The organism is Pseudalkalibacillus sp. JSM 102089 (assembly GCF_041366475.1).
In the GTDB taxonomy this organism is placed as follows: Bacteria; Bacillota; Bacilli; order Bacillales; family Guptibacillaceae; genus Guptibacillus; species Guptibacillus hwajinpoensis_B.
This window is the reverse complement of sequence record NZ_JBEWYW010000005.1, coordinates 85,458-104,247: the sequence shown is the minus strand read 5'-3', so window position 1 is coordinate 104,247 and position 18,790 is coordinate 85,458. Positions and strand designations below refer to the sequence as shown.

Genomic DNA, 18,790 nt, shown 5'->3' with positions numbered 1-18,790 from the left:
CATCTCATAGAAAAAAACCATTTTAATGTTCCGCAAGTGCCCTTAGCAAAAATAATAATGAGCATACACTGATAAAAGTAGACGCTGCTTTGCAGTCGTTTATAAACTAATGCATAAGGGAGGGTCTATATTGTCCAGACACTATTACCATGGGGTTTGTCGTCAACACATAGGACAATGTGTTGAAATCAAGTGTCATGACGGTCAATTGCATAGAGGTTACGTTGAAGAAGTTGATAATGAATTTGTTTATATCCGCCCTTTAAATCGCAATTGTGACGGACCGCAACATCCCGAAGGACCAGGCATGTTTTTCTTCGGAGCACTTGCAGGAGGTTTTCTTGGCGGTCTTTTAGGAGTAGGACTAGGAAGTATTGCGTTCTTCAGACCATACCCATATCCTTACCCATATTATTAATCATTCAAAAACGATCCTTCAAACGAAGGATCGTTTTTGAATGGAAGAATAACTACTTTTATCCACCTCAAACATAGAATAAACTTCATTTCTCTTTCGTTTGAAGGGAAATTCGCTATTTTTCTCTATTGACAGAGACTTCTTGATATTGACAAAAGGATTGACACCCCTTATCCATTTTTTTAAACTATAATGGTTACAAGGGGAATTTATAAGAAGTTTACTACTAAAGGGAGAGACACAATTATATGGAAGAGCGTATGAATAACAGCAACGATAAGCTGAACAAAGTCACGCCTTCAAAACCAACATGGCAGGTATGGTGGCGTTTACTCAGGCCGCATACATTAACCGCTTCCTTCGTCCCGGTTTTTCTGGGCACAATGCTTGCCCTTCAAAGTCATACATTACATTTTGGATTGTTTATGGCGATGATGATCGCATCTATTCTTATTCAATCTGCAACAAACATGTTTAATGAATACTATGATTTCAAAAGGGGGCTCGATCACGCTGGGAGTGTAGGAATTGGGGGCGCTATCGTACGAGATGGTGTTAGTGCAAGAACAGTATTAAACCTTGCTTTTATTTTCTTCGGCATTGCGATTCTTTTAGGTGTTTATATCTGTATCCTTACAACATGGTGGATTGCGGTTATTGGAACAATCTGTATGGCAGCAGGGTACTTTTACACTGGCGGTCCGTATCCAATCGCCTACACACCATTTGGTGAAATTGCTGCTGGTGTATTTATGGGACTAATACTTGTATTACTTTCTTTCTTTATTCAAACAGGTGTCATTACGTTTGAAAGCATTCTCGTTTCAATTCCTATATCCATTCTAGTTGGCGGCATCCTCATGGCGAATAATATTCGTGACTTAGAAGGCGACAAGGAAAAAGGACGCAAAACACTTGCGATTCTTCTCGGACATGATAAGGCTGTAACATTTTTAGAAGGTATGTTTATCGTATCCTACCTCTGGGTGGTTGGACTTATTATTACAATTGATTCATCTTTATGGCTTTTGTTGATAATATTGAGCATCCCTAAAGCATTTAAAGCCATCCGCTTATTTGAAGGAAAAACAAAAGCAGCTCACATGATGCCTGCTATGCAAGCAACTGCTCAAATGCATACACAATTCGGACTGTTAATGGCCATTGGTTTATTATTAGCCTATTTCATTTAACACGGTGAAAAAGTCAGAGATCCATTTGATCTCTGACTTTTTTATATTTATGAACCACTCCCTCACTTTTACATAAATTCATGAAAATACTCCTCTATTCTCGGAATGAAAGAGTAAAGGAGTTTATTTAGAAATGCTACAGCCTATCGATCGCTAACTTTTCTCTTTTTCTCACGTTAGCCTCGTGTATACTGTAAATAAGTACATAAAAATGGGGGTAATACGATGGAATTTGCAAATACAATGTTAGAGGCACTCGGCATTAAAGCCATTACATTAACACCTGAAAAAGTTGTTCTCGAAATGCCAGTTGGACCAAGCACTCATCAACCACTAGGCTTTCTTCACGGTGGCGCATCAGTAGCCCTAGCAGAATCAGCAGCCAGCATAGGCGGCACGCTTAATCTAGATTCAGAAAACGAAGCAACTTTTGGGATGGAGATCAACGCTAATCACCTCCGAAGCAAAAAAGACGGCGTCGTCCGAGCCATCGCCGAACCAATCCACATCGGCAGAAGAACAATGGTCTGGGAAATCAACATCGTAGACGAACAAGAAGAACTAATCTGCATATCCCGCTGCACCCTAGCCGTTAAAAGGTATTAAGAAAAGCGAAGACGAGCGTTTAGAAACGGAGATATTGGAACGCTTGAACAAAAAAACACTCAAAGAAAAGCCCGTCATTAATGACGGGCTTTCTGTTCTATTTTTCTTTCACCAATTTCTCTATAATCTTCATGATAGGTGTCTGATATTGCATAATGACATTCATCGCAAACCAACCTTCGTCTTTCCCACGGGAAGAGCAATTCTTTCTCACAGTAAATACATCCGTGATTCAATTGGATCACCCCCCTTTTAGATTATGCCTAATATGGGCGTCTAAGACCTAAATGGAACGGAAAGGAGAGTAACAAATGATATGAATAAGACTGCCTTTTCTTTTTATCATCGTATTCTTATCTGCATGCGCTACACTCACATCTGATACAGAAATAAAAGAAAACACAATTCCGGCAACAGTGGATCGAGTTGTTGATGGCGATACATTGAAAGTAACTCTTGAAGATCGAGAAGAAACAATTAGACTCCTTCTCGTGGACACTCCGGAAACTAAGCATCCGAGTAAACCTGTACAACCCTATGGACCTGACGCCTCCCAGTTTGCAAAGGATCAACTAGAATGGGATTTTCCTCCTCCAACATCAAAGCCGTAGCTAAAGCTACGGCTTTGATTCATTTCATCTACTGATATCTACTAAACTGCCTGGTCAACCTTTTTCCCTTGTTGAAGCTGATACATTTGGAAGTACCTTCCCTTTTGCTTCATTAATTGATCATGATCGCCTCGTTCAACGATTTCACCTTGGTGAAGAACAAGGATTTGGTCAGCCTCCCGAATTGTTGAGAGTCTGTGAGCAATGATAAATGTGGTTCGACCCTTTTTTAAAATATCCAGCGCATTTTGAATAATCATTTCTGTTTCGGTATCAACATTCGAAGTCGCCTCATCAAGAATTAAGACAGCAGGGTCAAACGCTAGTGCCCTTGCAAAAGAGATCAGCTGTCTTTGCCCCGAAGAAAGCGTGCTTCCTTTTTCGATCACTGCCTCATCATACCCGTTTGGAAGAGACCGAAGCAGCTGCTCTGCTCCCACATCTTTTAAAGCCTTTTCAACTTTTTCTCTTGAGATCGAGGAGTCATTAAGACTTACATTCGAAGCAATCGTTCCAGTGAACAAGAATGGATCTTGGAGCACGATCGCCATATGCTGTCTTAACTGCTGCTTTGGAACATCTTGAATATTTTGACCATCGATAGAGATCGTTCCTTTTTGGTTATCGTAAAATCGGAATAATAAATTCATAATTGAACTTTTCCCTGAACCAGTATGCCCCACTAGGGCAACCGTCTGACCTTTTTTCGCTTCAAATGATAGTTCCTTTAACACATATTCTTCTGCTTTATATGCGAACGAAACATGATCAAAAGTGACATTCCCATCATAACGAGGGAATTCACCATCTGATACATCTTCCCCCTTTTCATCAAGAAGCTCAAAAACTCTGTCCGCCGCTACTAAAGCCTGTTCTAAATTAGCTAGCTGGTTCACCATATTTGTAACCGGTTGAAATAAGCGATTCAAATAATCCACAAAAGCATAAAGAACACCGAGACTCACAATAGACCCAGCCGTTAATGAAGCTCCCCCAAAGTACCAAATCAATACTACAAATGAAATATTCCGTAGAATGTTTACAAGGTTATGTGACATTAAGGAATTCAAATTCAATAGCTTATTTTGATAAGTAAAATGGCTGTCATTCAGCTCTTCAAATTCCGCTTCAGTCTTCTCTTGACGTTTGAAAGCTCTTATTATCGACATGCCCTGAATGGATTCATTGATCATTCCGTTAATATCACTAATCCTTGTTCGAATGACCTTATTGAATTTCGACGCATTTTTACGATAAACGAAAATCCAAATCAGAAGGAGTGGCACAATCGTTAATGTAATTAACGCAAGCTTTACATCAAGCAAGAATAAGGCAATAAATATCCCTGTCATATAAAAGATGCTTGTGAAGAACGTTGCGAGCACCGTCACATAAAGCTCTCTTATTGCCTCCGTATCATTCGTAATTCTTGCCACAACTTTACCGGCTGGTAAATTATCAAAATAGTTGATATGCAAACGCTGAATCTGGGAGTAAACATCCGTTCTCATTTTTTGAATAATACGGTTAGCAGAGGTTTGCAATAGAAGTCCCTGCCCATATTCAAAAAAGGATGCAAACAATAGAAGCCCAAAGTAAAGGGCTATTAACCAGACCATTGGTTCTATCTGCGGTTGATAAAAGGCAAGCAGTTCTTCATTGCTTATTTCTTTAGCTTGATAGGATTGTTGTTTCCCGTCCTTTCGAATCGTAATAAGGTCGTCGTCAACCGACCGTTCTCCATCGAATGCAATTGCTTCATCAACGAAATAGTAGTCGCGACCTACCTGAAGAATCCTTACTTCCTCTCCTTTAAATTCATCGTTCCCAAAATGATCACTTCGTTTATACCAGTCCCCATCATATTTAACAGCGTCTTCTCCCTGATCTGCTTCATACCAGGGGTACTCAATCCCCATAATATGGACATCAATCATACGTTTCGCAATGAAAGGGCCAGAGAGCTCTGCTGTAACAGCTACCATTAATAAGAGTAAAGCAATAAGAATATTTTTCTTAAAACCCAGTGCATACTTAACTAATCGCTTTCCTACCTGTCGATTCATTTACAGCACCTCCTTTAATGAATCCTCAAGCTGCTGTCTGTCAAATTGGTCACGATACCATCCCTTTTTAGAAAGAAGCTCTTTATGAGTTCCTTCCTCAATCACCTTGCCTTCATCAAGAACGATAATCCAATCAGCATGCTGAACACCCGACAAACGATGCGTGGCTATAAACGTCGTTTTCCCAGAACGTTCATTGCGAATATTGGATATAATTTGTGCTTCAGTTTTTCCATCAACGGCAGACATTGCATCGTCTAAAATTAATATTTCAGGATCAATCATTAGAGCTCGCGCAATGGATACCCTTTGTTTCTGTCCACCTGATAAAGCGACGCCTTTTTCTCCAACAAGCGTCTCAAGTCCTTCAGGGAGCACATGTATATCTTTTTTAAAGTCGGATAGCCGCAGCACTCGATCAATGTCTTGATCTGTTCCATTATTTTTACCAAACAGAAGATTTTCTCTCACCGACCTTGAGAAAAGCATCTGATCCTGAGGAACATAACCAATCCAGCTTTGCAGAGTTTCGAGAGAAATTTCTTCGATCGGCACATCAGAAATTTTGATTTTCCCTTTACCGACCGGATATTCTCTTAAAAGTTGCTTCAGTAATGTCGTTTTCCCACTACCTGTTCTCCCTACAACGCCTAATGTTTGGCCTTTCTTCAGAGTAAATGAAACATTTTGTAAATTCGTAACAGATGAAGAGGGATACGTAAAAGTAACAGCTTCAAAAACGATCGTACCAGGTGTATCCAGATATTGAGGAGAATGGTGTTCTTTCACATCCTCTTCATGAGACAGCGTCTCTAAGACACGGTTCAACGATGCATTTCCTCGCTGCATGACGTTGATCAACTCTCCAACCGCTATCATCGGCCATATGAGCATCCCCAGGTACACATTGAATGACACCAGTTCTCCGAGTGTTAGGACTTTATGAAAAACGAGATACGCTCCATACCCTAACCCAATTAAATAGCTAATCCCGACAAGAACTTTAATAGTTGGCTCAAATAAAACATCTACTTTTGCTACTTCAATGTTTTTCTTATATACATCTTCCGTTAAGTTCTGAAATTTCTGCTGATCTGCCCTTTCTTGTACATAAGCACGCGTTACCCGAACTCCTGCAATCGATTCTAGTACTTGATCATTCATATCTCCGAATGAATCTTGGGCAGCTGTAAAGCGCTTATGAATGATTTTTCCGTAACGGTTCATGGCAAGAGCCATAAGGGGTAGAGGAAGAATAGCCGCAAGCGTTAATTTCCAGCTAATAAGAACGCCCATTGTAATCAAAATAAGAAACATAAAGATCGTTGAATCTACTAATGTTAAAATACCAAATCCTGCGGTAAGGGAGACAGCTTTTAGATCATTTGTGGCCCTTGCCATCAGGTCTCCAGTTCGGTTTTTCTCGTAAAAGGATGGCGTCATTTTAAGGAGGTGCTTCATCAATTTAGATCTGAGCGCCCTCTCAACTAGAAAGGCACCACCAAATAATTGGTACATCCAAATATATGTGACGATATAGACGACGAGCAATAACCCTCCATAAAAAAATAAATAATTTCGTAAGCTTTCCCAGGTTAAGCTTCCTACGTTTATTTCATCAATGGCCATTCCGATTAATTTTGGTGGAATGACCTCGAGAATACCCCCAAAAATCAATAAAGCAATAGCAATGCTATACCGTTTCCAATGCTGTTTAAAAAACCAGCTCAATTTCCGTAAAATAGAGAACAACTTAATCCCTCCTAACTTTTTCCTACAGTTATTCTTTCTGATTGACTATTTCACCATCCTCCATGGATCACTTCATTTCCCCACTGTCACTTTTCTCAGAAACCAAAAAAGACATAACCGCATGCGGTTATGTCTAATGACTTCTTAAGACATAGAAAAGGGCACACGTCTAAGACGCGTGCCGATTCCTTTACTGTGACAAAGGGGTTACATCCCTGGCAAAGTGCGTCTATGAGTACATGAAGTTAGTTGTTGGATATCTTTCAAAATATGTCTCATCACACACACTCTCCTTTACCGTTATTTTTCACTCTGTTATCTTAGCACTATTGTCACAATTTTGTCAATATTATTATTTAATTAGTGGATTCACACTTTCTTCGCCTGTTAAATCCGCTATCATTTCCACGAGCAAATCAATTTCTTCCTGCATATCTTTTAAACTTACTGTTTCTACCGGCGCATGCATATAGCGAAGCGGAAGGGAAACAAGTGATACAGGAACACCGTATCCTGTTAAACGAAGCTTATCTGCATCCGTCCCTGTCATTCTTGGTGTTAACTCATACTGAAGTTTCAAATCAAGCTTTTTAGCAGCCTTTTCAAGGAGCTGATTGATTTTTATATTGATTGGAGCGCCTTTCGCAAGAACAGGTCCACCTCCAAGATCAACCTCTGTGTGCTTTCTTGCATCAATTCCAGGGTAGTCTGAAGAAAATGTAACATCACAAGCAATGGCCATTGTTGGTTGAATTCCTGCACCAGCGAAATAAGCACCACCCATGTTTGTTTCTTCATTCACTGTGCTAACAGCATAAACACCTACTTTAGGGTTACGCTTGGCTACTTCACGAAGAACTTCTGCTACGATAAATGCACCAGTCCGGTTGTCTAAGCCTCTTCCACTAATTCGGTCATTTAAGAGATGCTCAACTTCTCTTTTATAGACTGCGAGGTCCCCAATTTGGACGTACTTTTCGATCTCTTCTTTTGTAGTTGCACCACAGTCGATATAGAGGTCTTCGAAATGAAACTCTTTCGCCCCTCCGTGATGTTCTGCATTGACACCAAATACACCTGTTAACTTTCCATGTGTGCCTAGAATTGTTACTTTCATGCCAATAGCAGGCTTATGACTAATTCCACCTAATTTCTCTACGCGAATAAATCCATTTTGATCAATTTGCTTCACCATAAATCCAATTTCGTCACAGTGTCCTGCAAGAAGCACTTTAAATTCTGCTTCTGGATTAAGAATTCCGATCGCATTACCTGCGTTATCCGTTTTAATGTCATCTGCAAACTCTCTTACATAGTCCATCCATTTATGCTGGATTTCCATTTCAGCTCCTGATGGAGAAGCGGTTGATAACAATTCTAATAAAAAATCACGGTTCATACGATGCACCTCCGAATAGTTTATAAGTTCCTTTTTCATTGTATCTTACAGCAAGACTTCATTCTAGTTTTGTGTAATGGCGATCTTGTACACAAAAACACCCCGCACATTAGCGGGGGTGCTTCATTATTTCGACTCTTTTAATAAGATTTCATCCACTTCTGTTTTCGTTGGAAGAGCGGTCATTGCGCCCTTCGTTGCAGCTGCTAAAGCACCAGACACGCTAGCAAATTGCGTCATACGTTCAAGCTTCTCACGCGATAGATCACTAAGAGAGCCTTCATATTCATTGAAGCCGTGTAAAATGCCCGAAACAAATGCATCTCCTGCGCCTGTTGTATCAACGGCTTTAACTTTCATAGCAGGTACTCTAAGTGAGTAGTCTGGTGTGTAAACGAGACTACCTTCACCACCCATAGTAATAAAGATCACTGGAATACGATAATGAGCGAGCTTCTTAATTCCATCTTCGATCGCTTCTTCACCTGTAATGAATGTGAGCTCTTCTTCAGAAAGTTTTAGTATATCTGCCTCTGATAACATTGAGACGATCGTTTCTTTAGCTCTTTCTTCACTTTCCCAAAGGCCTAGTCGTAAGTTCGGGTCATAAGAAATGAGTAATCCATTTTCTTTTGCTTTTTCAACCGCTACCTTAGTTGCACTTCTAGAAGGTTCACTAATCATTGAAATTGATCCAAAATGAAGGATACGATGACGCTCGAATAATTCGTCACTTATTTCTTCTGCATGCAAAAAGCGATCGGCACTTGGGTTTATGTAAAAGTCAAAACTACGCTCTCCGTTTTCTGCATTTGTAACAAAGACAACTCCGGTTCGGGCTGACTCAGTTAAGATCATCGTTGATACATCAACACCATAATTCTTTAGCGTTTCTTGGAGAAATCGTCCGAGGACATCATCCCCAACTTTCCCTAGAAACGTGGAGTTAACACCGAGACGTGCAAGTCCAACGGATACGTTCGCAGGAGCACCACCAGGACTTTTTTGATACGTGAGATTGTCCTTGTCGAGAGGAATAAAGTCAATTAATGCTTCACCAAGACTAATAACACCTTTACTCATATCTACTTCCCCCTAAGTTAATCGAGAATAGAGCAGTGCTCAGAATCATTCAAGTACTGCTTTTCGTAATCATATCACGACACGGTAGATCACTAAAGAAAAAAACTTGTTATCCCATGATCCTTTTTATCATTTTTAGTCCGTTTTTAGCAGAGGGATAACGAAATGCAAAATCGAATTTCGTTGTTTGTTTCACAATGCTTTTCTGATGAGAAAATGCTTCAAAGCTCGCTTGACCATGATAGCTTCCAGTACCGCTTGAACCAACACCACCAAATGGTAGATAAGGTGAGACGATATGCATTAACGTGTCGTTCATACATCCGCCTCCAAAAGAAATAGAAGAAGTGATCAAATCTTGCATTTTTTCAGATTCTGAGAAAAAATAAAGAGCAAGTGGCTTTGGACGTCTGCGTACATCATCAATAACAGTATAAATATCTGTGAATTCAAGAACAGGAAGGATCGGACCAAAGATTTCTTCTTGCATGACAGGATCTTCCCAAGACACATTATCCATAATTGTTGGAGCAATGACACGGTCCTTTTCTTTATGTTGCCCACCTATTAATACGTCACCATCATTTAGGAATTCTTTTAATCTTTGGAAATGACGATCACTTACGATGTGACCGTATTTCTCATCAGACAATGGATCTTCTCCGTAGAATTCAACCAAAACTTGAGCCATTTGTTCTAACAATGCTTTCTTTACATCACGATGAACGTATAAATAGTCTGGAGCGATACACGTTTGTCCAGCATTTGTGAATTTACCCCACATGATTCGTTTAGCAGCCAAGTTTAAATTAGCATCTTTATTTACTATGGCCGGACTCTTTCCGCCAAGTTCAAGCGTTACCGGTATAAGTTGTTTAGCCGCAGCCTCCATCACAACTTTTCCGACTGGAACACTTCCTGTGAAGAAAATATGATCAAACGATTGCTTTAATAACTCCGTACTCGTATCTACGCCACCTTCAACGACAGCAATATACTTTCGCGGAAAGACTTCTCGAATCATTTTGGCAATCACAGCAGACACTGCGGGGGTTAGTTCCGATGGCTTTAAAACGGCACAGTTACCCGCTGCAATGGCACCAACAAGAGGGGCAATCTGCAGCTGGAATGGATAATTCCAAGGAGCAATAATTAATGTAACGCCATACGGCTCTCGATGAACATAACTTTTAGAACCAAGATGAGTGACAGGCGACTTCGCTCTCTCAGGACTCATCCACTCCTTTAAATGCTTTAGCGTAAACTTTATTTCTTCAAGCAGAAAACCAATTTCAGTTGTATAAGCTTCCCACTCTGATTTATGAAGATCTTCCTTAAGTGCTTTTAATACTTCAGGTTCATATTCTTTAATGACTTTTCTTAATGTCTCTAGCTTTTGTTTTCTGAAAGCATACGATTTCGTTTCCCCATTATAATAATACTCTCTTTGTGTTCTTACTATTTCTTCTATCACTTCCATCGTATCATCTCCTCAGGCAAGTCGCTTTATTGTTCTTAAGTTTAAACTTTTGAACATAAGGTGTCAAATCAAGACACTCCTAATGTTTAAATATCTCATTCATAGGGGAGAAAACTGTATAAAACGATTTACTAAAATCAAAACTATAGGATGCAACCAATAAGGAGGCTATTACCATCGAAACATTAGGTCACCATATTATCGCTGAAATGTGGAACTGTAACAAAGAGAAATTAAACGATTTAGTCTATATAGAAGAAACCTTTGCTAGTGCAGCACTTGAAGCTGGAGCCGAAATTAGAGACGTAGTCTTCCACCCGTTCGAGCCCCAGGGAATTAGTGGCGCCGTTATTATTGCTGAATCTCACCTTACCATTCATAGTTTTCCTGAACACGGATATGCTTCAGTAGATGTCTATACTTGCGGGGACAAAATTGACCCTTCAGACGCAACCAATGCTATTGCAAGAGCACTTGAAGCGAAGAAGATACACACAGTAAAAATTCCTCGTGGAACTGGAGAAATCACTGTGAATGAAGTTGAAAAAAGCGGCGTTGAAGCAAAGTAGAACGATCAAAGCGGATGCATATCGTGCATCCGCTCTGTCTTTCACTCCTGATTCAACAATTGTCTGTAATGGGCAAGGGCAAGGAGCGGCCAGATCATTTTATAACTGTGATAGTGAACGTAAAAGCCACCTGGTAATCCTGCTCCTGTTGGATAAGTGAGTTCTTTATTTTCAAAAGCACCTTTCGTAAGATACTCTACTCCTTTATGAAGTGCATCACATTTATCTCCACAAATTGTTAAAGCATCAACTGCCCAAGCGGTTTGGGAAGGTGTACTATAGCTAAGAGAAATATACTTTTTTTGTTCATCACTTTTACATGATTCTCCCCATCCACCATCTTCCTGCTGAATCTTTTTAAGAAATTCTAAACCCTTACTGATTGCAGGAAAAGACGAACTATACCCCGCTGCCTTCAGTCCAGTTACAGCTGCCCATGTACCGTAAACATAGCAAATCCCCCACCTTCCGCACCATGAACCATCACTCTCCTGGTTGCTAACAAGCCACTTTACTCCTCTTACTACTGATGGATGATTATGTTGTAACCCAGCGAAGTTACATAGAAATTCGACAGTTCTTCCGGTAAGATCAGCTGACGAATCATCAGGAAAAGAAGATTGCGCTCCATCGATCGGTAGCTCTTTCAATAGAAGAGCTTTACGGTCTGTTTCAAATGCGGGCCATCCCCCATCCTTATTTTGCATCGCAAGTATCCAGTTCACTCCTCGCTGCCAGCTGTATGAGGAAGAAGCATGTTTCATTGCTCTCAGGGCAGCTGTCGTATCATCTACATCTGGATGAATACTGTTTCCTTCACTAAATCCCCATCCCCCAGGTATAATATTCTGTTTTGCCATCGCCCAGTCTCCAAACTTTGTGTGTTGATTTCTTCCTAAATATTCACTTGCCTTCATAATGATAGGATCAACACTTGAAAGTCCTGCTTCTTGGAGCGTATGCGTTATTAGAGCAGTATCCCAAATCGTAGAGGGAGAGTTTTGAATATGATTCTCTGACAAACACAACATCCCCTTCAAACCATCTATAGCACGTAGAATAACCGGAGACTGTTTTTCATAACCAAGGGCGAGCATGGCATAAATCATGAAAAATGTGGCAGTAGCATAATTTAATAACGTTCCATCACTTTCAATTCGCTGTAACATATATTGTTCAGCTCTCTTTCTTGCTTTGAACAACTGATTATCTGGAAATTGAACTATGGAATCCCAAAATGATTTGATAGCGTCTGAAAAAACGCGTTCTTCATTTAATAAATGAGCGAGATCAGGTGTCCAGCTCGTCTTAATCGAATAGCGTAGATCCTGACATAAGATGATCGGCGCAAAATGAAGGCGGGCATAGGAGCTTAAATCAAAGAAAGAAACCGGGAAGGAACCAGGTATAAGCATAAATAACATCGGAAAATGGAAAAGCTGTGGCCATTCCAGATGACCATTTAATGCTAGAAAAACTTTAGTCATTGAATCCGTTTTCTCTATCCCTCCCCACTTTCGGATATACAACTCAGCTTTCTTCATCTGAGTATGCTCCCGCTCTATTTTCCCCGAATAAAGGAGGCTATGATACGCCTGAACTGTAGCCGAAAGATTCCCTTCATCATCTTCAAATAACTTCCAATACCCGCCCCTTGACTGATTCATCAGCAAACGATGAACAAGTTGATCCACTAATGTTTCTTCTTTCAATCCAAGTGTTCTTATGAGCACAATCATAACTGCATCAGTTAGAAGGCTATTCTCAAAACAGTAATGAAATGAGCCATTCTTCTCCTGGTGACTTACTGCTTCTTTTACTAATTCATCTATTCTCTCATTCACCCTCTTCATATCCATAACGGTACCTCCTGAATTTAGCTACCGTATTGTATTCACGAAATCTTTTGGCGATTCAAACCAAAAACTATTGTAAATTTTTTGAAACTTGTGTAAAATTCAAACGTATGTAAGGAATAAGGAGTGATTGAATGAAAAAATTTGGGCTTCCCATACTAACTGGCCTCGTTATTTTGTTATTAATTTTTCTCCATCAGCTGTCAATTCTTCAAGAAAAACCCGACGAAGAATGGAGTAGAACAATTGATTTAGACGTAGCGGCTGAGGATAGTGAAATGTTTGTGGAACATGAAGAAGAAAAAAGTACGTTATATTTCAGCGGCGATCCTGTGCGAAAAATCGTCGTTAACGAACAGCTTGAAACATCCTCAGAAAATCTCGAGTATGCTATTCCTGAAGGGTACTCTTTCTATGTTGATGATAAACAAGCCATTTACAAAAAAAAGGATAAAATTATCTATGCTCGAAATGGAGAAGAGCAATCCATCCTGAATAAGATTGAAGGTATAAATGCATCAAATGATGGGGTTATAGCCTGGTCACGCCACACGGTTTACTCCATTTCTCCAGAAGGAACAATTGATTCAGAAACGGAGTTACCTCAATACATAAAAGGTGGAACCTTTGCAGAAAATGGGCAGTTATTTCTTTATGTTCAATCAGAAGATACAAATCAATTTTTAACACTTGATCCAGGCAAAGAACCAGTTATTATTCACGAAACCCCTCTCTCGTCCGGAGAATTATACAGCAATCTCCAGATGATCCAAGTAGATGAAACCGTGACGTTTACATATACAGTTAGTGCAACAAGACAGGGAACAAGAGTGATTAACACTTACTTCGGCGAAAGTATTGGTGGAGAAGAGGCTACAGTTAACCTATTGAAAATCACTAATGTTGAAACAGGAGATAGCTTCCCAAGGCCTAACTATTTCTCATTAACTAAAGTAGATGGAAAACCTCATCTGTTGTTTAGTGCTGAGGGCGAAATATCTCCGAAGCGTTCAGTTATAAGTATTTATGAAGCATCGCGCCAAGATGGAGAATGGTTGGCTTCTAGAAGAAGTACAAGTGAGGAACTTTCAATACGGCCTGTTTCGATTACAGATCAATCACTAGTTTGGATGGACCAAGAAGACAATGGCCTGGTTTTACATGGGGCATCTACTGATTCAACCGTAATTGAGAGCAGTATTGAAACGTCAAAAGATGATCTGAAATTCGCTCTTTATTATACATTCACAGCAATTGTAGGTATGTTCGCAATGCTAGCTTTTTCCTTTGGTTTTCTGATTCTACCGGCAGTTGCTTTAATGTACTTATATTTTGCAAATACAACTGCAGTTGAGCAGGATAAGAGCTGGGTAGAATGGACAATTGTCCTACTTTGCGTTGGGTCCCAGATGATTTTCTTACCTTCGATTCTTGACGGCCCCTTTCAAAACCTTGCCCCTACCTATCTTACGTTTGAAGGAGCTCCATACGTCTGGCCAGTGATTATCTTCCTTGTCTCTTTCATCATCAGTCGAATAGGACAGGACCAAGAATGGACCATTCTTCAACGTACTTCTTATCAGCTAGGATTAAATCTTGGAATTCTCATTTTTTTGTTAGGACCTTATATTTTATAATAATCAAAAAGAGGATGCCCGCTATAATGGGCATCCTCTTTTTATTTCGCCTGTTCAGCCGCTTTGTCGTTTACAGCGAGAATCGCCTCATGCAGAAGCTGACTGAAATCTCCCTTCCTCAGAACATCTAGTCCTGCAGCAGTAGCCCCACCTGGTGTTGTCACTTGATCACGCAATTCTCCTGCGTCTCGCCCATCTTTAAGCATTGAAGCAGATCCATAGATCATTTGCACAACAAGCTTCCTAGCTACATCAGCAGTTAATCCATAAGACGCAGCCGTTTTTTCAAGTGACTCTGCTAAGTGATAAACAAATGCTGGGGCACTTCCCGTAATTGCAGTAAGATCATGAATTTGCTTCTCAGACAACTCTTCAGACTCTCCGATAGCATCCAGAATGACCTGAAGTGCTTCACGATGATCCTCTGTAACGTGATTTCCACACGTGAATAATGAAATAGACTCACCGATATCAGCCGCTGTATTCGGCATGATCCAGGCTGTTGGACGTCCTGGAAGTGATGCTTCTAAAATAGAAGGACCAATGCCTGCAGCAACTGTAATGATAAATTGATTTGTTACTCGATCAGCTAGCTCTTTAAGAACAGTTGGATGTGCTGCTGGGGGCATTGCTAGAATGACAATATCATGCTCGGAAATGACATCCTGCCATACTCCTGTTTCAACCTCATACGTTTTTCTCAAATCATCCAATTTCTTCTGATCAGATTGATTCGTTACCGTAATTGTCCCCATATTTCCAGACTGTTTAAGTCCTGAGAAAATAGCCTCAGCCATGCGCCCAGCACCAATAAACAAGATATTAGACTTTTTCAATGATACCCCTCCTCTTTTCCAACTTAACTATACCAAACTGATGTACAATAGAAAAACGCCGGATTATAACCGGCGCTTTGATTACCAAAATTTAAACCCAGGAGACCCGGGTGGTGCATGTTCAATCATATGAACGACTGGGACTGTATAAGCCACAAGTATGAGTATTATCGCAACGCTAAGCCATAGTCGCCAGTTTTCCAAAATAGCAGGCGTTTTCTCTGCATCTTCTGCCACTTCTCCAATCGGAAAATCTTCTTTTCCTTTTGGTGCCAAAAACGTGAGGTTCACAATAATGTAAACTAACAGCAATATGGCAAGAAACAGGATTGATCCACCAACGGCCATCGTCACTTCATATGGAATCCACCCTAATGCATCAGGATTATCCTGATAAGTCGTATAAGCTGTTCTCCTCGGTGCACCAAGTAAACCCACTGTATGCATGGCTCCTGACATAAAAAACATGCCAATTGCCCATAAAATTGTTTGGAAATTCGCAATGCTGTGCATTTTCCCCGTCAATACTCTTCCAGTAAGATGAGGAATTAGCCAGTAAGCAATGCCAAAGAAAGTAAGAGCCACACTTGAGGCAACGGTAAGGTGGAAATGCCCAGTTACCCAAAGCGTGTTATGCACAATCTGGTTCATTTGGTTACTTGCATTAATGATCCCACCAGCACCAGCTGGAATGAAAATCAACATTCCGACCATGGGCGCAAAGAACCGCGCATCTCTCCATGGTAAGACTCTGAACCATCCAAAGAGGCCCTTTGCCCCTTTGCGACGACCAGCGATTTCAAAAGAAGCGAATAGTGAGAAGGCCGTCATGAGTGAAGGAACAATAACCATAAACGTTAACACAACCTGTAGAAATTTCCAAAAAGGAGAAATGCCAGATTCGAGTAACTGATGATGAAATCCTACCGGTATCGAAAATAGCAAGAAAAGGACGAAAGACAAACGTGCTAAAGAATCACTGAAAATTTTACCACCTATAATTTCGGGTATAATAACGTACCAACAGACGTAGGCAGGTAATAACCAAAAATAAACGAGCGGATGACCAAAATACCAGAAAAGCGTACGACTTAGAAGAATATTTATTTCATCCACCCAACCGAATGACCAGGGAATAAACTGAAAGATAACTGAAACAGCAACACCAATCGTAGCGACAAACCACAGCACCATCGTCATCACAGCCATGAAGCTAAATAATGGAGATAGCTTCTCATGAGAAACTTTTTTCCAAATGTAGTACTGATGACACATCGCACCGCCCGCTAACCATGTTCCGATAATAAACAACGTTAATCCAATATAAAACCATGGAGACGCTTTTAACGGGGCATAGAAAGTATACAGAACCGTTCCCTCATTTAATAAAACCATAACAGTTGTAAGAACCGTTCCAATCGTCATTATGATATATCCCAGCCACGCCATACGGTATGGTTGGTCATAGAACTTCCCCATTGTTCTGCTCATGCCGGCATAAAAGAACCCAATAATAAAATATGTTGTAAAAATAAGTGCGAGTAAGATCCCGTGTGCAGTTAAAAGCTGATAATATCCTATTCCTGCTGGTAACTGAATTGTTCCACTTCTTACTAACGTTTGTAGTAATCCTGCAATACCACCTAATAAAACAGCTACAAAGGCAATTAACAAATGAGCCATACTGAGTTTTGCATCATTTCGATCTACTATAGAATGACTCATTTTGTCACCTCCAGAGGTACACCCATTGCCTGATGTCCTACACCGCAATATTCATTACATAAAATCAGGAATTGTCCTGCCTCATCAAATGTATGTGTAATGGTATTCACGTGCCCAGGTGTAATCATCATATTCACATTCGTCTTTGGGATTTGAAATCCATGAACAACGTCTTTACTAGTAACTTTAAAATGAACGGTAGCCCCTTCAGGTATTTTCAGCTCATCATTTGATTGAAAAGTGAAGGCTTGAGCAACTAAAACCGCTTCATATTCATTCTCACCTATTTTCTTTAAACCAGGTTGATCAAAGGGCGCGGTTACATCTACTTTTGTTGGATCAAGAATATCGTCTTCACTCGGTGGCGTATGCCCCATTGCGAAAGCGTTCACACCAATGACTAAAAGAAAAAGAATAAGTGTCCCGCTTCCAATCATAAGCCAAAGCCTTTCTAATTTGTGCATGTGCATCTCTTTTCCCCCTTTCTAAAGACGAATCATATATAGCCAGTAAACCCCAATCCAGGATAATAGAATAAAGCCACCAAGTAACATTACTGCGACCATCGTCCCTTTCAGGTTTGGTCCTCCCTTATTAATTACAACTTTTCTCGCTGTTTCTTTCTTCTCCTCAAGAGCCCTCATCACTCATCCCCCTTTATCCTTCACTATAGGTTTATTGTATGAGAATACAGATCCCTAATCTGTGACTAAACTCACTAAATGAGAGAACATTCACCAGTTAGCCAATATCCTCTTCCCTAATCTCCGCACGCCATCACGATCAAGTCAAAAAAAGAGTCCAGGATTAAACCCCCTGAACTCTCACGCCTTATAACCTGCATATGTTTTTTGGACAGCCTTCGCAATGACAAATGGCTTTCAATTTATCGAGATCTTCAATCAGGATTGCTCCCCCATCATAGGCTATAATCTCATCCTTCTTTAGCTGGTTGAGCATTCGATTAACCGTTTCTCGAGTTGCTCCAATCAAGTCTGCAAGCTCCGTATTTGTAAACTTCGTAGTCATACGAATACTTGGTCCTTCTTCAACCCCATAAGTATTGGCGATTCTAATCAAAGTTGAAGCGAGTGCTCCATGCTTTCCAAAAAACATCAAATCGCGTAATTTTGTTTGGGTAAAACGCTGCATATAGCCCATCCATTTCATAAATTCAATGGCAAGATCCCCATTTTGCCATAAAATTGTTTCAAGATCTTTCTGCTGAATGATACCTAGACTACAATCCGTCATGGCTTCTGCACTAAAGCTATTCTGCGCATGACTATCATCATAGAATTCTCCAAACAGATCTCCTGCTTGAAAATGATAAAGTACAAGATCTTTACCCTCATCAGAACTCTTCGTAAGTTTCACTGCTCCGCTTTTCAAGTAGTATATATGATTCGATTCATTGCCTTCCCAATAAATCGTTTCGCCACGCTTAACTTGCTGGTCATACATTAATTCCTCTAATTTAATAAAATTATCCTTTGAAAATGACTGTGTATTGTATCCCCCTTTATTCATAGTGGAGATGGGACAAGTAACTTTCATGA

At 40.2% G+C, this 18,790-nt stretch carries 17 protein-coding genes; 6 read left to right on the top strand and 11 right to left on the bottom strand.

The window, feature by feature from the left end; genetic code table 11:
- Positions 1 to 130: 130 nt before the first annotated feature.
- The 4 genes from ABVF21_RS12980 (at position 131) to ABVF21_RS12965 (ending at position 2,828) form a co-directional block, all read left to right on the top strand.
- Entirely contained in the window at positions 131 to 418 is a 288-nt protein-coding gene (locus tag ABVF21_RS12980; RefSeq protein WP_226614867.1) for a hypothetical protein, read from the top strand.
- Between the two features lie 260 nt (positions 419 to 678).
- Positions 679 to 1,611: a 1,4-dihydroxy-2-naphthoate polyprenyltransferase gene (locus ABVF21_RS12975; RefSeq protein ID WP_303535428.1), complete on the top strand. Its 933-nt coding sequence runs from the start codon at positions 679 to 681 to the stop codon at positions 1,609 to 1,611.
- Positions 1,612 to 1,836: 225 nt separating this feature from the next.
- Positions 1,837 to 2,217 carry a hotdog fold thioesterase gene (locus tag ABVF21_RS12970; protein WP_194219182.1) on the top strand — a complete coding sequence of 127 codons (381 nt, stop codon included), beginning with the start codon at positions 1,837 to 1,839 and terminating at the stop codon, positions 2,215 to 2,217.
- Positions 2,218 to 2,633: 416 nt separating this feature from the next.
- Entirely contained in the window at positions 2,634 to 2,828 is a 195-nt protein-coding gene (locus ABVF21_RS12965) for a thermonuclease family protein (RefSeq protein ID WP_371018325.1), read from the top strand.
- A 41-nt stretch (positions 2,829 to 2,869) separates the two neighbouring features.
- On the opposite strand, the gene ABVF21_RS12960 is transcribed toward ABVF21_RS12965, so the two are convergent.
- The 5 genes from ABVF21_RS12960 to ABVF21_RS12940 all read right to left on the bottom strand — a co-directional run bounded on the left by ABVF21_RS12960 (position 2,870) and on the right by ABVF21_RS12940 (position 10,608).
- The gene (locus ABVF21_RS12960; RefSeq protein ID WP_371018324.1) at positions 2,870 to 4,894 is read right to left on the bottom strand and encodes an ABC transporter ATP-binding protein; all 2,025 of its coding nucleotides are present in this window, start codon (positions 4,892 to 4,894) and stop codon (positions 2,870 to 2,872) included.
- The gene (locus ABVF21_RS12955; RefSeq protein ID WP_303535350.1) at positions 4,895 to 6,646 is read right to left on the bottom strand and encodes an ABC transporter ATP-binding protein; all 1,752 of its coding nucleotides are present in this window, start codon (positions 6,644 to 6,646) and stop codon (positions 4,895 to 4,897) included.
- Between the two features lie 352 nt (positions 6,647 to 6,998).
- Entirely contained in the window at positions 6,999 to 8,045 is a 1,047-nt protein-coding gene (locus ABVF21_RS12950) for a M20/M25/M40 family metallo-hydrolase (RefSeq protein WP_306558521.1), read from the bottom strand.
- 126 nt (positions 8,046 to 8,171) lie between these two features.
- Positions 8,172 to 9,128 (bottom strand): aminoimidazole riboside kinase, encoded by a 957-nt coding sequence (locus ABVF21_RS12945; RefSeq protein ID WP_303535351.1) that lies wholly within the window; start codon positions 9,126 to 9,128, stop codon positions 8,172 to 8,174.
- A gap of 109 nt (positions 9,129 to 9,237) precedes the next feature.
- Entirely contained in the window at positions 9,238 to 10,608 is a 1,371-nt protein-coding gene (locus ABVF21_RS12940; protein WP_303535352.1) for an aldehyde dehydrogenase, read from the bottom strand.
- A gap of 176 nt (positions 10,609 to 10,784) precedes the next feature.
- Between ABVF21_RS12940 and speD the strand changes: the two genes are divergently transcribed.
- A complete protein-coding gene (gene speD, locus ABVF21_RS12935; protein WP_194219625.1) occupies positions 10,785 to 11,177 on the top strand; it encodes an adenosylmethionine decarboxylase in 393 nt (130 codons plus the stop codon).
- A gap of 41 nt (positions 11,178 to 11,218) precedes the next feature.
- On the opposite strand, the gene ABVF21_RS12930 is transcribed toward speD, so the two are convergent.
- Positions 11,219 to 13,036: a terpene cyclase/mutase family protein gene (locus ABVF21_RS12930; RefSeq protein WP_303535353.1), complete on the bottom strand. Its 1,818-nt coding sequence runs from the start codon at positions 13,034 to 13,036 to the stop codon at positions 11,219 to 11,221.
- A gap of 131 nt (positions 13,037 to 13,167) precedes the next feature.
- Here ABVF21_RS12930 and ABVF21_RS12925 point away from each other — a divergent pair, with 131 nt between their 5' ends.
- Positions 13,168 to 14,670: a hypothetical protein gene (locus ABVF21_RS12925; RefSeq protein WP_303535354.1), complete on the top strand. Its 1,503-nt coding sequence runs from the start codon at positions 13,168 to 13,170 to the stop codon at positions 14,668 to 14,670.
- 41 nt (positions 14,671 to 14,711) lie between these two features.
- On the opposite strand, the gene proC is transcribed toward ABVF21_RS12925, so the two are convergent.
- The 5 genes from proC to ABVF21_RS12900 all read right to left on the bottom strand — a co-directional run bounded on the left by proC (position 14,712) and on the right by ABVF21_RS12900 (position 18,788).
- A complete protein-coding gene (gene proC, locus ABVF21_RS12920; protein WP_283153827.1) occupies positions 14,712 to 15,506 on the bottom strand; it encodes a pyrroline-5-carboxylate reductase in 795 nt (264 codons plus the stop codon).
- Positions 15,507 to 15,587: 81 nt separating this feature from the next.
- Complete coding sequence (locus tag ABVF21_RS12915) at positions 15,588 to 17,231, bottom strand: b(o/a)3-type cytochrome-c oxidase subunit 1 (RefSeq protein WP_303535355.1); 1,644 nt, start codon at positions 17,229 to 17,231, stop codon at positions 15,588 to 15,590.
- On the bottom strand, positions 17,228 to 17,701 hold the full coding sequence (locus ABVF21_RS12910; RefSeq protein ID WP_303535356.1) for a cytochrome c oxidase subunit II: 474 nt from the start codon (positions 17,699 to 17,701) through the stop codon (positions 17,228 to 17,230). Before ABVF21_RS12910 ends, ABVF21_RS12915 begins: the two co-directional genes overlap by 4 nt.
- A 15-nt stretch (positions 17,702 to 17,716) precedes the next feature.
- Positions 17,717 to 17,875, bottom strand: a complete 159-nt coding sequence (locus ABVF21_RS12905) for a cytochrome c oxidase subunit 2A (protein ID WP_303535357.1) — start codon at positions 17,873 to 17,875, stop codon at positions 17,717 to 17,719.
- A 187-nt stretch (positions 17,876 to 18,062) separates the two neighbouring features.
- A complete protein-coding gene (locus tag ABVF21_RS12900) occupies positions 18,063 to 18,788 on the bottom strand; it encodes a Crp/Fnr family transcriptional regulator (protein WP_303535358.1) in 726 nt (241 codons plus the stop codon).
- Between the last annotated feature and the right edge of the window lie 2 nt (positions 18,789 to 18,790).

Bases quoted from the DNA above. Each gene is read 5' to 3' on its own strand.
- ABVF21_RS12975 (WP_303535428.1), top strand. From the start codon at position 679: ATGAATAACAGCAACGATAAGCTGAACAAAGTCACGCCTTCAAAACCA.
- ABVF21_RS12970 (WP_194219182.1), top strand. From the start codon at position 1,837: ATGGAATTTGCAAATACAATGTTAGAGGCACTCGGCATTAAAGCCATT.
- ABVF21_RS12960 (WP_371018324.1), bottom strand. From the start codon at position 4,894: ATGAATCGACAGGTAGGAAAGCGATTAGTTAAGTATGCACTGGGTTTT.
- ABVF21_RS12950 (WP_306558521.1), bottom strand. From the start codon at position 8,045: ATGAACCGTGATTTTTTATTAGAATTGTTATCAACCGCTTCTCCATCA.
- ABVF21_RS12945 (WP_303535351.1), bottom strand. From the start codon at position 9,128: ATGAGTAAAGGTGTTATTAGTCTTGGTGAAGCATTAATTGACTTTATT.
- ABVF21_RS12940 (WP_303535352.1), bottom strand. From the start codon at position 10,608: ATGGAAGTGATAGAAGAAATAGTAAGAACACAAAGAGAGTATTATTAT.
- ABVF21_RS12930 (WP_303535353.1), bottom strand. From the start codon at position 13,036: ATGGATATGAAGAGGGTGAATGAGAGAATAGATGAATTAGTAAAAGAA.
- ABVF21_RS12925 (WP_303535354.1), top strand. From the start codon at position 13,168: ATGAAAAAATTTGGGCTTCCCATACTAACTGGCCTCGTTATTTTGTTA.
- ABVF21_RS12915 (WP_303535355.1), bottom strand. From the start codon at position 17,231: ATGAGTCATTCTATAGTAGATCGAAATGATGCAAAACTCAGTATGGCT.
- ABVF21_RS12910 (WP_303535356.1), bottom strand. From the start codon at position 17,701: ATGCACATGCACAAATTAGAAAGGCTTTGGCTTATGATTGGAAGCGGG.
- ABVF21_RS12905 (WP_303535357.1), bottom strand. From the start codon at position 17,875: ATGAGGGCTCTTGAGGAGAAGAAAGAAACAGCGAGAAAAGTTGTAATT.
- ABVF21_RS12900 (WP_303535358.1), bottom strand. From the start codon at position 18,788: ATGAAAGTTACTTGTCCCATCTCCACTATGAATAAAGGGGGATACAAT.